The following is a 12,630-nucleotide window of genomic DNA, read 5'->3' as shown; positions in this document are numbered from 1 at the left end:
GATGAAGACCTTTGGAATCTATATCTTGATCATTGCCCTGTTAATCTTTTCCGGATGTACCGATACGGGGGACGAAAAATACGTAATCGAGACGGAGCTCGGTGATATCATGTTTGAAGTTTATCCCGAGAAAGCTCCCATTACTGTCGGGAATTTTAAGAAGTACGTCGAACAGGCCAATTTCGATGGCGCCTATTTCTATCGGGTAGTAAGAATGGACAATCAACCTGTCAACCCGGTAAAAATAGAAGTGATACAGGGCGATTTTACCGGGGCGGACCATCGATTTCCAATTATTGAACATGAGACCACCGAAGTAACAGGGCTGACCCATAAAGACGGCACCGTTTCGATGGGCAGGTTTGAAGTAGGTACCACCCAGGCGGAGTTTTTTATCTGTATTAACGACCAACCGGAGTTGGACTACAACGGAAAGAGAAATCCTGATGGACAGGGCTTCGCCGCCTTCGGCCAGGTTTTAGAGGGGATGGATGTGGTGAAAGAAATTCAATCCGGTGAAACCGATAAGCAAAGCTTAAAGAAAAAAATCAAGATCAGCAGCATCAGCAAGTTAAAATAGATTCCCATGAACCACGCCTATAAATTGACCCTTTTACTATTTTCAATAGTTACTGCAGTTGTTTATTTCAACCTCGATAGCGAGCCTGCGCTTGTCACAATACCCCTTACTCAAGATAGCAATGCTAATAATTATATCATCAAGACCGAACTAGGCGATATTGTTTTTGAGGTGTACCCGAAAAAAGCGCCCTTAACTGTTGAGAACTTCTTGAAATACGTGGACATGGCCGATTTTGAGGAGGCCAACTTTTATCGCGTGGTACGAATGGACAACCAGCCCCAAGATTCCATTCGGATCGAGGTCATTCAAGGAAATTTCACTTCGAATGAAAACAGCTTGGGCAATATCGAACATGAAACGACCAAAGAAACAGGGATTCTGCATGAGGATGGGACAATATCTATGGCCAGGATGGATCCGGGATCGGCATCGGTAGCATTTTTTATTTGTATTAATAATCAACCGCAACTCGATTACGGAGGAAAGCGCAATCCCGACGGTCAAGGTTTTGCCGCCTTCGGTAAAGTCATAAAAGGAATGGATGTAGTCAAGGCCATTCAATTAGGGGATACAAACGGTCAAAGCCTCCAAAATCCAGTTCAAATTGATGAAATTGTCAAATCACGGCAATAGTTTATGGGTGCGAAGAGATTCTATCAACCCCGTATTTGCTTATTCATTGCTTCCTACTATAATTTTTCAAAAAAAATCGATTTTTTTCAGGAGTTTTTGTTGCCTTCCCTCCTCCTCGGTTCACGACAGCCGCTAAGGGATTCTAAATACTGCTACTGATGTCGGGAGGCCACGATATGAGTCCTTCGAGTATTGCTTGACCCAACATTAGTTGCAAAGTCTCCCCTACTATACAAATGACTGATGAGGTTTTAATATTACGCTTTAGGGTTAAGGTTTAGAGTATTTGGGTTATCTGTTTCGTTTACTTTTCGCCATTTTACGACGGATGTATTAGTAGCCCCTTTATGTTCGCCGTCGTGGTTCATATTATCTTATCGAGTCTAGTGGCCACTTCGGCCATGACCCTTTTCACCTATATTGTCGCCGCCCTTACCCAGAAGGAATTGGGAGAACCCAAGTTTCTGAACCGTCTGATAAGGTCATCCCGGCAATTCGATACGAACACCACGGATAACCATATTGCAGGCTGGGCAATACACTATGCTATTGGCCTAATCTTCGTTGCCCTTATAGTTGTGTTCCAATCCATTACAGGATATCATCTGTCTATCTGGCTCGGAATGGCCTTAGGGGCTATTTTCGGACTGATGGGAGTTATCGGTTGGATCGTGATGTTCAGTACACACCATGACCCGCCCAAGATAGAGTTCACGGTGTTCCTGATTCAGTTGGTCGCGGCCCATATCGTATTCGGATTGACCGTTTCAATCTATTTTACGTCTTTGATCTGAATTAGGAAATATTCAAGAAGGTCTTCGTACATGGTAGAAACTACGCCAATTTCAATCGGTCGATAATTTTTGGATGACTACTTGGTAGCTATACATTTGAGAATATTTAATCACTGCGGTGAAATGGATCAAACATTCTACCATTCGTACTATTTTGCCCCGATATCGGTCTAACTTGCCAAAAATTAAAAATATGGAATTAGTAACGGATAACCCTTATGAGACCGAGGACGGCCGCCGGTATTATGTTGATGCCGATACGGATATGCATATCGGCAGGAACAAGGAACTTCGATCAGAGTTCATGGAATTTGTTCTTCAAGACGGGTATCCCTGTGTAGGAGCACAGGCGGCGGTCAATGGCGATACGTTTTCCATTGGGGATTTTGAATCTATGGACAACCCCAATACGCCTAAGAATTTGGCCTATGGCCTTACCGAATATCTACGGGCCATGAAGGATGCCCCAAGCAATTTCTTGACCTATGTCGCCATTTTTCCTGAATCCGGATTTTCGAACGAGAAAGCCTTTGAAGAAGCACTGTGGGAATTACTGGGCCAGTTGAATACAGAGGATGCGAAACACTCCAATTGGTGCCAACGGTATAGTTCCGATCCCAATAAAAAGGATTTTTCGTTCTGTTTTGGAGGCGAGGGTTTTTTTATCGTGGGCCTACATCCTGGCAGTAGCAGAAAGGCGAGGCGGTTCAAGTATCCGGCCATTGCCTTTAATCTTCAGCTCCAGTTTGACAATCTCAGGGAAAATGGCAGATTTGATCTCATGCGTAATGCCATCCGGGAAAGGGAACTGGCGTTTCAAGGTTCCATAAATCCGATGTTGGCCGATTTTGACGAGGGACTTCAGGCCCCCCAGTACTCCGGCAGAAAGCTAGGGCCGGAATGGAAGTGTCCCTTTATAGCTCAAAAAGAAAAAAAATAACATGACGGACTACGTAATTTCCCCGAGAAGCGGAGTGTCGATTTCATTAAGAGAAGGACAGCATCTGAAGGTATCCTGTATCCAGGATGAGCAGGTTGCGGACCTCGTTGCGTTCAACCCAAATCAGTTGGAAGAAGTGTTGAGTAACGGCAAGACTTTCGATTACGCCGAGACCATACAACTTACGACAGGACATACCCTGTATAGTAACAAGAGCAATCCCATGTTGGACATTATCGAGGATACCTGCAAGACCCACGATTTCTTATTGGCCCCTTGCTGTCCGAAAACTATGAAAATCTTCTATAATATCGAAGAATCGGTGCCTACCTGTCATGGTAATCTGTATGCGGCCCTCAAGGGCAGTGGCGTTAAACAATGGCAAATTCCTACGGCGTTCAATATCTTTATGAACGTGCCCGTACGACCAGATGGAAACTTAAAAGTGCTGCCCCCAACCGCCAAGGCGGGCGATTATATTCTGTTCGAGGCCCGGATGGATCTGCTTATCGGTCTTACCGCGTGCTCGGCCCCTGCATCGAACAATGGTTCGTTCAAACCTATAGGTTATTCTGTTTGGTAGATTTTTGACCATTGTTCGATTATGTTTACTTGTGAGTAGGGTTCCTGACCAATTGTTCCCGAACTGGCTGCGATAAGCAGTTTTCAATCTTACAGCTGCCTAATTTCTTAAAAGGAGAGGGGTTCAATGTGAATCTCGACAGCTCACAAAGCGTTTCAACAAATCGATACAAGTTTCTTAAAATAAGCACTAATTAGGTACAATCTCATAGTGCTTAGAGATAGAAAAATTGCCAAAATTATCTTTACTGGTGACCTCAATACTGTAGACAGAGGACGGAACAAATGGTAGGGCATCTAATGATTCAACGGAAAGGTCGCTAAACTCCGCAAGTAATGTTTCGTTCTCTTTGATTATTATATCATAGGTTAACGTATCGCCATCTTCGTCACAGCCTGTCCAGAATATATTCATGTCAGATGTCATCGCGTCAAATGCTACGGTTATGGCGGCGGCATAGGGTACATAGTTGCCCATGGCTTCTCCGGGTGTTGTAAAGGAAAAAGTGTTGCTTGTAATTTCTGCGTTACCATTTTTGGCGGTTATGGACCAAGAGTATGATTTTCCCCTATCCAATGTTACGGTAGCTTCTAAAGAAGTAAGAATCTTACTGAATATTTCATTTTGGGATTCGAATACGTGAAGTTCATAGCCGTCGGCGAATTCCGAAGAGGTCCACTGAAAAAGAATCGAAACTTTTGAAGGTTCTTCGGAAACAGCCTTGACATCGGCACAGGGCGCTCCGTTTTCCGGCGCTATTCCCTGGACTTTACACGGAGTAATGACAGGGGTTTTTTCGACAACTGAATCCACATTCTTAGGTTTATCACAAGAACTCGACCCTAAAAAAAGCACGACTAAGAGCATTATACTTGCTTTGAACGTTTTTATCATTGCTTAATAATCTTAAATGTTTCCGTATTGCCCCTAGTGGTTATTTTAATGGGATACATTCCCGTTCCGTAAGCTGCTAGGTTCAGAATTTCATTTGTATCGCTTCCTATATCTTTTTCCATAATAATCCGTCCCGCCATATCATAAACCTTTACATGGGTCTTAGATCGAATACCATGAATGAATACCTTGTCTTTTGTGATGATAGGATAAACATATACCGATTCGGAAAGATTGAATACGTCCTCGACTTTGCCTTGGCAATCGGTTATACCTGAGATAGATACGCTGTTGTAATCATGTAGGCCAGTTACTTGTATTTCATGGGGGCCGGTTGAATCAAACTTAAATAGTTCCACTTTTCCATTTACCCTGGCTTTATACTGGTGACTGACGAACTACAAAACTTGGTGGGATGGTCTAGCCGTGTTGGAAAAACCTCGGAAGAAAAAAATTCGATTGCGTTGATTCAAGATGATTCTTTGGCCAATGAGGCATATCTGCTCGATATAACCGACAACCGGATCGCCATAAAAGCCTCTTCCGAACCTGGCTATTTTTATGCCTTCCAGACCCTTCTGCAACTGGCTCCGGCATCGGAAGAAGAAGAATTGCGGTCTGAACTAACTTTCGATCAGCTTAGCATAGCTGATGAGCCCCGGTTTCAATGGCGTGGGGCTATGTTAGATATCTCGCGACATTTCTTTGGTCCTGAAACGATAAAGCAATTGATCGATCAAATGGCCGCGCAAAAAATGAACCGATTGCATTTACATCTGACAGATGACACGGGATGGCGCATAGAAATCAGGGAATATCCCAAACTTATCGAAATTGGATCCCGCGGTGATAGAACGCACCCCGATGGCCCCGCCATGTATCTTACGGAGCAGGATGCCCGGGACATTGCGGCCTATGCCAATGAAAGACAGATTACCATAATACCCGAAGTGGACGTCCCTGGGCATTCAGGTGCCATAGAAAAGGCATATCCAGAATTTAGCGGGGGAAACAATACCCTCAATATTGCCAACGAAGATGCCATAAAAATGATTGAGACCGTCATCCTACGTTTATCAGATCTTTTTAACACCAAATATGTTCATTATGGTAGCGATGAAGTAAGGCATCATAATTGGGAAGGACGACCCGATATGCTTGCCAGAATGAAGGAACTAAAGATTAAAGATCAACACGAATTTGAAGGATGGTTCGACCGTAGAATGGCCGACTTTGTTGTCGAATCGGGGTTAAAGCCCATAACGTAGGACGAAGCAGCCAATTTCGGTGTTAACAAAAATACCATCTTACAATGGTGGCGAGGAGAATATCCTGAAGTTTTAAAAACTGCGGCCGAAAGCGGCTATGATATCATTTTATCTCCCGTGGACTATCTTTATTTGGACTATCCAAGTGATTTAAACGAGGCCGGTGCGAACTGGGAAGGTTTGCACAATGGCCCAAATTCCATGGAAGCATTATACACATGGAACCCGATTCCCGAGACATTCAACGATACCCTGTCCGCCCATATTATGGGTATCGAGGCAGGCGTTTGGACGGAATTCATCGATAATCAAAAACGATTGGAATATATGACCTATCCAAGACTCTCGGCAGTGGCCGAGAAGGGTTGGACCATGGATAAGAACATCGATTGGGAATTATTTCAAGAACGATTGTCCAAACAGTATATCAGATATAAAAGGGACGGCATTAATTATCGAATACCCAATATTGGAATCGAAGAACGCCAAAAGCGCCAACCTGAGGCGTTTGATGGGCCTATAAAGGAATGATTGTCGCCACCTTTAATTCATGAGTCTATATTTCAGGAGGTATAAATGGATAAAAAAATTTCTTTGCCGCAATCTCTGAAGTAACTTAATGAACGTAAATTTTGTGCGTTTTTACCGTCTATCAAATTACAAAGAAAATTTTGGTTTCAACACGCTATATTTTCAAAATTTCAAAAAGTTTTACATTCAAGAACAAATTCTCCACAGCTACTTTTTGAGATTTGAGAATCCCTATTTTTTCCAGTTCCTATAAATACTCGGCTGCGGTTTGGCGTTTGGCAACATCCTTGTCCACTAGAAATTTCACTTTGCAATAAGGTTGCTCAAAAAGCAATTCTATCAATTCTTTGGAATATACTCGAGATGGCAATTGCGCTTTTGCATAAGTAATGGTTTCCCGCATCAAGTCATTGATGGCGTTTATCTTTTTCAAGGTATGAATAGCCGTTTCCTCCACCCCTTTTAACATAAATAGAATCCATCCTTCCCAATCTTGTTTTTCGGTAACTGCCCTGAGTTTTTTATAGTACTGGTTTTTATTCTCGATAATGTATTTGCTCAAATATAAAATTGGCGTATCCAACAAACCCTTCTCTACTAAATACAAGATATTCAAGACCCGTCCGGTCCTTCCATTACCGTCTGGAAAAGGATGTATTGCCTCAAATTGGTAATGCAATACCGCCAATCGAATCAAATCGTCGATATCGTTTTCCGAATGGATAAAATCTTCCAAGTTTTTCAACAAGTCCCTGATAATCGTTTCGCCTTCGGGTGGAGTATATATGATCTTATCTTTACTCGTTATGCGAGTGCCAGTAGTTTTTCGTATACCGGCATTGTTTTCCTGCTGAAAGGATTTTTTATCCCATCGGGCATCCTGTTGCGAAAGAAAATAGCCGGACATTTCGCGGTTGTTAACCAAAAGGTTGGGCGGCCGTTTCCATCGGTATCTATTATCTGGACACCAGGTGCGGCCAAAGAGAGACCGGCTGGGGCATCTCGCATCTCTCTGGGCAAATCAAAATTCCCATTTCCCAAATTACGCAAGTATCGTATCTATTCTTTTGTTTCCAGTAAGTCTGGAAGGCCATTGCCAAAAAGGTCTATAAGCTCGAGATTGGGGTCTGATAGCGATTGTGTCGGTAAATCCCTACCTCAACGGGCGATATGTTTTTCTTGGGTGATCATATTTTAGATTTTTTTGTTAAACTGAGTTGATTTCGGGTGTTTTCCGAATGCTCTGCCATCAAATTAAGGAACGCTCACCTACTTGGGTTGATCTATTCGTTCAAAAAATTGATATAGGAGTCCAAAAAATCAAGCATTTTTTGAAAACCAAGTCAACCCATTGGAGATGGCTTGATAGCAAATCATCCGACAGGTTCGAACCTGTCGGATGATCAGTTTTAAGTTCAATTCAAATGCGGCCTACTTCTTACTGTCCTCCGTCTTAGACATGGGCATGGCATCGATAGGATCTTCGAATGCGATGAACAGGATACAAGGTTCGTCGGATAGGCACGTCGCTTCATGGGGCCGTTCTGCCGGTCCATAAGCATAGTCGCCGGTATTGATTATTTCTGAATCCTGTCCGTCATAGTTTACCCGCATCTTGCCGGACACCAAGACCATACGTTCCGGCGAATTATGCCAGTGTCGCGGTACGGTAGTATTTCCCTGCATCTTAAAAAAGACATCGGTATTAGGTTTTTTAGGATTCCCTTGGAGAACCGCAATTCTACAGTCTTCGGGCATAAACCCAGGACAAGGTCCCCATTTTAATGTACTGTCATCGGTTTCCCAGACGATGGCCTTTTGGTCGGTATCGCTGTTCTGTCCTTGAACGACGTTAAACGCAAGGACTAGGATAAAAGCGAGCATTGTTTTGAACAGATGTTTTAAACGAAATTTGTTTATTGTTTTCATGATAGCGTGTTTTTTAGGTTAATAAATAATTTTCCATACTGTTTTGAGAGAGATCCATAATCTGATCGGATCATCACTGTTAACAAGCGTTTCTCGCTTATTTCTTTCTATAAACAATATAGGGAATCGGATATCGAACGGCTTTTCCCAGCAGTCCTAAAAATTGACTTAGGAGGTCAAAACAGGGTGTTTTTTTATCGAAACGGTCCGTTCCGGATTTCTATGGGAAAAAGATGGATAAAACCTTTAGTTGAGGTCGACGCAGAAAAGAATAATGGCTTGGAAAATTCGTAGCGCACTACCGTTCCTTGTACTGCAGGGGAGAAGTTCCCTGTTTTTTCTTAAAGACCCTTGTAAAATGCGAGGGGCTTTCAAAACCGCATTCAAAGGCCACCTCGTAGATTTTTTGGTCCGTCGTTTCCAAAAGGCGTTCGGCATGTTGCAACCGTTTTTCGGTCAACCATCTACCGGGCGAGGTGCCGTAACGATTCTTGAAATCACGCTTAAAGGTGCTTAGGCTACGGCAGGTCAGTTCGGCAAACTCCTTAAGCGAAAGGTTATGGATGAAATTGGACTCCATGATATACTCGACGGAAGGTTTTTCCCGCTGGGCGACATCCATAAAGTAACTGCCGATTTTGGGGTTGATGGGCAGTGACAAGAGGTTGACCAAAAGTTCCTTGAACTTGATTTCCATCAAATGGGGCGATGGTTTTTCCTCGTTAAAAAAATAAGCGTACAGGGAAGAAAAATAGGTGCTCAACGTTTTGTCGAGTTTTAGGGGGATTACGCTATCGCTCTCCACTCGCTTTTGGCCCAGTGCGATTTTTGGCTTTTCAGCGATAAGATCTTTAATAAAATCATCGGGAATAAAGATCATCAGGGCACAAAACTGCACATCGAAAAATTTATGTATGATATTGGCCCCCTTTTTTACAAAAAGGGCCTCGTTGGCGTGTACCATATAACTGTTCTCAAGGGTGCGCCATTTCTTTTTTCCCTGTATTACATATACGAAGAAATTGAGGTGCGACCACGCCTTGAACACGGACCTCTCTTCCAAACATTTGTATTCGGAGAACAATACGGAGGAGACCTCTATTTTCTTGAATTCGGGTTGGCTTGTTGCTATGTTGTATATGTTTTGCATACTATAATATAAGAAATTACGTCAAGTTGTAATGATCACGATCGATCAAAATTTGATCGGGAATCGAACTTCCAAAAGCCCTTATACTTCGCTAAGGGAATCAGTTTGGCCGTTTTTTGCCTGTATTTTTCCCCAAAATTCCGTATCATGTCCTTTTCGTCCTCACTTGCTTTCACAAAACAATACTGTCCCGGCTGGTATGGTCGGCGTTGATATTGACCGAAACCTATTCTTATATCTATATGCCTTCGCTAGTGCGAGCGTCACGCCTGTATTTTCGTTCAACACCAAATAAGTTTTGTTGGTTAAAATTCAAGGCTTAAACGAGTTCTACAATTATACTTGTATACTCTTTCCCGGGAACAGAGAATACCACCAGCCCAATATGAAATACTTGGACCTCCACCAGAACTTTGGATAATTATAATGATCGAATTGGGCATAAAATGCAAATAAATCCCAATGGACAATGTGATGCGGGACATACGTTTTAGGAATAGTGCAACGCCCTAGAATATGTGCAACAATACTTTTTGACTCAATAGCTGCAAAAAACGGGGTTGACCCCGTACTATCTAAAAGGCTCATGCCAACAAAAAATAGGTTGGGATAATCTTTGGCGCGTATCAACGATCCTAACATGGGTTTTAGCTCTTCCAGGTGATCGATCATTATACTGGGGCAAGTCAAGATATGAGAGATCCATGCGGTAGCCGGTAGCCCAAAGTACTATATCTGTTTTAAATTGAGTTCCGTTTTTGAGTGTCAACTCGTTACCTTCAATACTTTCCGGTTCTGTTTGATGTCTCACAATCTTGTTGAAGTTCTTAAGCATCAAAGGTCTCCCCGGAATGAGCTGATCTTTTCCAAGGTCAAAGGGCTCTTCATTGTCGTCGGGGTTCATGGCCGCATTGATGTTGGGGCCCAACACCAAGGCCTGGCCCCAATGGGCCATGTCCAACGTGCTGTGCAACAAAGCCGCTTGTTTAAAGGAGCGGTGAGCCTCCTTATGGTTAAAACCATAGGAAAGTACCAAACCTTGGTCAAAGAACCTTTGGGCCAGGGTATCCTCTGTGCTTACCTTATAGTGAAGATCTCCCATACCATCGAGCAATGGGGCAATGCGCTCTTGCCGTTGTGTCCTGTCCTCATTGAGGCAAGCCGAAAAACAAGGGCCAACATCGATAGTATTAGGTTTTGAACAAAGTTTTTGTTTTCTTCCTTCGTTTATCGGTCCTTAAAATCTGTTCCGTTTCCATAGGTATTTTTCTTTTAGTTTTGTTTATCCGTTTATAGGAGTGATACATTGTGACGGGGAAAAGTTCATTTTTTTTGAAAAAGATTTTACCCGAGCTTTTCTACCGTACTTCGACTGTTCAGTCTTCCGTCTTAGCTCCGGGCATCGCATCTATGGGATCTTCGAATGCGATAAACAGAACACATGGGTCGTCCGATAGGCACGTAGCTGTATGTGGGCGCTCAGTGGGGCCATATGCATAGTCACCGGCCTGTAGCACTTCCGCTTCCTGCCCATCATAATTTACCCGCATCTTTCCCGAAATCAATACCATACGTTCGGGGGAGTTATGCCAGTGTCGGGGCACAGATGTATTTCCTTTCATCCGGAACAATATATCGGCATTCGGTTCCTCGGGATTACCATGCAATACGGTAATGTTACATCCATCCCCCATAAAGGCAGGGCAAGGTCCCCATTCCAGTTTGTCATTATCGGCACTCCGAACAATTGCTTTCTCATTTGTTTCGCTGTCCTGTCCTTGGACTGTGGTAACAGTGCCAATAAGGAAGAAGGCGAGTATCGTTCCTGTTATATGCGTTAATCGAAATATTAAATTTTTCATGGTTTATGTATTTAATTTGTTATAATTTGGATTTACTTTTTGCTTTTATGCCGGTAGAATATTCTGGTTGATGTGAAAGAAATTATCCGGGTCGTATTTGGCTTTGACTTTCTGCAGACGCTCGTAATTATCGCCATAGGTCGCCCTGATCCGGTCATCACCCTCTTCCATCATAAAGTTTACATAGGAAGCACCGGCGCTGTAGGGATGGGTGGCCTCCCAGTATTCCCTGGACCATGCTGTAATTGTATCTTGTTCTGCAGGATCTTCGGCCACACCGGCTATGACCATGGACCAGTTTACATCACGATAATTCCAGGCAGTATCCTCTGCACTTTTTTCATGCACGGTACCGTTTATGGGATAAAGGTGCATGGTCGATCGCGGGGTGGGTACTATGGCATTTTCCATATGCTTCGCTATCGCTTCATCCGATAATTCACGAACAAAATCGCCTTTCCAGTACCACTGTAATCCAGGCGGATACAATCCGTCAAACATACTTTGCAGGGCCGGATAAGGCATAGGATCAACATGCTCGAACAGGGGTTCTCCCACTGCACGGGCTTCATCCAAAATATTCTCAGGTTCCCTGCGGGAAGGCAGTATGCACCACATTAGCCCACATACTTTGCGACCATGGATTTCAGGAGGAAATGGCGGTCCGGGCACTTCAGCCACCAGGAAGAAGGCATAGACATTGTCCTGTGCTTTGGGTAGCCAGTCTCGGTACCATTTCATCAATTTTTCTGCCTTTTCCACAGGCCAGAACATGGGACCGGCAATAACCTCCTTCACCGGATGAAGCTGATAGGTAAATGAGGTGACCACCCCAAAATTACCACCTCCGCCCCGCAGGGCCCAAAAAAGGTCAGGATGCTGATTTTTATTGACTGTTACAAATCGGCCATCCGCCAGCACTATATCGACTTCTAATAGATTGTCAACGGTCAGGCCGTATTTCCGGCTGAGGTATCCGTGTCCACCTCCCAAGGTAAGTCCTCCTATGCCGGTAGTGGCTATAATACCGCTTACTGTGGCCAGACCAAAAGCATGGGTAGTATGATCCACATCGCCCCAGGTACAACCGGCATCGGCTCGGACAGTCCTGGCTTCGGGATCTATTCGTGTTCCTTTCATTTCCGATAAGTCAATGACCAGTCCGTCATCTATCAGGCCAAGTCCCGGTCCATTATGTCCGCCACCCAATATGGAGGTAGGCAGATTTTGTTCGCGGGCATAATTCACGCAGGCGATAACATCGGCCACGTTGCTGCATCGGGCGATAAGGGCAGGTTTTTTATTGATCATGTCATTATAGATCGTGCGTGCCTCGTCATACCTTTCATGCTTGGGTTCTATTAGCTCGCCCCGCAGTTGTGTTTTAAAGACCTCAATTTTATCTTGTGTACTCATAACTGTTGTGTTTTATTTTATCAATTTGTTTTTTAATGTTCGTTGAC

General features: G+C 43.7%; 13 protein-coding genes and 1 pseudogene. 6 read left to right on the top strand and 8 right to left on the bottom strand.

Translation table 11 applies throughout. From position 1 onward, the window contains the following. Position 1 precedes the first annotated feature (1 nt). From RQM65_RS17350 to RQM65_RS17330, 5 genes are all read left to right on the top strand, one after another. The gene (locus RQM65_RS17350) at positions 2-580 is read left to right on the top strand and encodes a peptidylprolyl isomerase (protein WP_314016701.1); all 579 of its coding nucleotides are present in this window, start codon (positions 2-4) and stop codon (positions 578-580) included. Positions 581-586: 6 nt separating this feature from the next. After that, positions 587-1,216 (top strand): peptidylprolyl isomerase, encoded by a 630-nt coding sequence (locus tag RQM65_RS17345; RefSeq protein WP_314016700.1) that lies wholly within the window; start codon positions 587-589, stop codon positions 1,214-1,216. A gap of 347 nt (positions 1,217-1,563) precedes the next feature. After that, positions 1,564-2,010 carry a hypothetical protein gene (locus RQM65_RS17340; protein WP_314016698.1) on the top strand — a complete coding sequence of 149 codons (447 nt, stop codon included), beginning with the start codon at positions 1,564-1,566 and terminating at the stop codon, positions 2,008-2,010. Positions 2,011-2,203: 193 nt separating this feature from the next. Further along, entirely contained in the window at positions 2,204-2,950 is a 747-nt protein-coding gene (gntA, locus tag RQM65_RS17335) for a guanitoxin biosynthesis heme-dependent pre-guanitoxin N-hydroxylase GntA (RefSeq protein WP_314016696.1), read from the top strand. 1 nt (position 2,951) lies between these two features. Beyond that, entirely contained in the window at positions 2,952-3,533 is a 582-nt protein-coding gene (locus RQM65_RS17330) for an urea carboxylase-associated family protein (protein ID WP_314016694.1), read from the top strand. Positions 3,534-3,722: 189 nt separating this feature from the next. Here the strand turns inward: RQM65_RS17330 and RQM65_RS17325 are convergent, their stop codons facing one another. After that, positions 3,723-4,346 (bottom strand): hypothetical protein, encoded by a 624-nt coding sequence (locus tag RQM65_RS17325; RefSeq protein ID WP_314016692.1) that lies wholly within the window; start codon positions 4,344-4,346, stop codon positions 3,723-3,725. 77 nt (positions 4,347-4,423) lie between these two features. After that, on the bottom strand, positions 4,424-4,786 hold the full coding sequence (locus RQM65_RS18965; protein WP_432279852.1) for a T9SS type A sorting domain-containing protein: 363 nt from the start codon (positions 4,784-4,786) through the stop codon (positions 4,424-4,426). Between the two features lie 27 nt (positions 4,787-4,813). Between RQM65_RS18965 and RQM65_RS17320 the strand changes: the two are divergent. Further along, positions 4,814-6,226: pseudogene (locus tag RQM65_RS17320) on the top strand (beta-N-acetylhexosaminidase). Positions 6,227-6,473: 247 nt separating this feature from the next. Here the strand turns inward: RQM65_RS17320 and RQM65_RS17315 are convergent. The 6 genes from RQM65_RS17315 to RQM65_RS17290 form a co-directional block, all read right to left on the bottom strand. Continuing rightward, entirely contained in the window at positions 6,474-7,133 is a 660-nt protein-coding gene (locus RQM65_RS17315; RefSeq protein WP_314016691.1) for a Fic family protein, read from the bottom strand. Between the two features lie 524 nt (positions 7,134-7,657). Continuing rightward, positions 7,658-8,155: a cupin domain-containing protein gene (locus tag RQM65_RS17310; RefSeq protein WP_314016690.1), complete on the bottom strand. Its 498-nt coding sequence runs from the start codon at positions 8,153-8,155 to the stop codon at positions 7,658-7,660. A gap of 298 nt (positions 8,156-8,453) precedes the next feature. Beyond that, positions 8,454-9,305 (bottom strand): helix-turn-helix domain-containing protein, encoded by an 852-nt coding sequence (locus tag RQM65_RS17305; protein WP_314016688.1) that lies wholly within the window; start codon positions 9,303-9,305, stop codon positions 8,454-8,456. A 571-nt stretch (positions 9,306-9,876) separates the two neighbouring features. Beyond that, positions 9,877-10,407 carry a hypothetical protein gene (locus tag RQM65_RS17300; protein WP_314016687.1) on the bottom strand — a complete coding sequence of 177 codons (531 nt, stop codon included), beginning with the start codon at positions 10,405-10,407 and terminating at the stop codon, positions 9,877-9,879. 274 nt (positions 10,408-10,681) lie between these two features. Further along, positions 10,682-11,167 (bottom strand): cupin domain-containing protein, encoded by a 486-nt coding sequence (locus RQM65_RS17295; RefSeq protein WP_314016685.1) that lies wholly within the window; start codon positions 11,165-11,167, stop codon positions 10,682-10,684. A gap of 45 nt (positions 11,168-11,212) precedes the next feature. Continuing rightward, positions 11,213-12,583, bottom strand: coding sequence for an FAD-binding oxidoreductase (locus RQM65_RS17290; RefSeq protein ID WP_314016684.1), 1,371 nt, complete (start codon positions 12,581-12,583; stop codon positions 11,213-11,215). Positions 12,584-12,630: the final 47 nt, after the last annotated feature.

The sequence above is a fragment of the Pricia mediterranea genome (assembly GCF_032248455.1).
Taxonomy (GTDB): Bacteria; Bacteroidota; Bacteroidia; order Flavobacteriales; family Flavobacteriaceae; genus Pricia; species Pricia mediterranea.
Note: the sequence above shows the minus strand (reverse complement) of the source record. Positions and strands in the feature narration are given on the sequence as shown.

Coding starts and splice junctions, on each gene's coding strand:
- RQM65_RS17350 (WP_314016701.1), top strand. CDS start 2: ATGAAGACCTTTGGAATCTATATCTTGATCATTGCCCTGTTAATCTTT.
- RQM65_RS17345 (WP_314016700.1), top strand. CDS start 587: ATGAACCACGCCTATAAATTGACCCTTTTACTATTTTCAATAGTTACT.
- RQM65_RS17340 (WP_314016698.1), top strand. CDS start 1,564: ATGTTCGCCGTCGTGGTTCATATTATCTTATCGAGTCTAGTGGCCACT.
- gntA (WP_314016696.1), top strand. CDS start 2,204: ATGGAATTAGTAACGGATAACCCTTATGAGACCGAGGACGGCCGCCGG.
- RQM65_RS17330 (WP_314016694.1), top strand. CDS start 2,952: ATGACGGACTACGTAATTTCCCCGAGAAGCGGAGTGTCGATTTCATTA.
- RQM65_RS17315 (WP_314016691.1), bottom strand. CDS start 7,133: ATGTCCGGCTATTTTCTTTCGCAACAGGATGCCCGATGGGATAAAAAA.
- RQM65_RS17310 (WP_314016690.1), bottom strand. CDS start 8,155: ATGAAAACAATAAACAAATTTCGTTTAAAACATCTGTTCAAAACAATG.
- RQM65_RS17305 (WP_314016688.1), bottom strand. CDS start 9,305: ATGCAAAACATATACAACATAGCAACAAGCCAACCCGAATTCAAGAAA.
- RQM65_RS17300 (WP_314016687.1), bottom strand. CDS start 10,407: ATGGGAGATCTTCACTATAAGGTAAGCACAGAGGATACCCTGGCCCAA.
- RQM65_RS17295 (WP_314016685.1), bottom strand. CDS start 11,167: ATGAAAAATTTAATATTTCGATTAACGCATATAACAGGAACGATACTC.
- RQM65_RS17290 (WP_314016684.1), bottom strand. CDS start 12,583: ATGAGTACACAAGATAAAATTGAGGTCTTTAAAACACAACTGCGGGGC.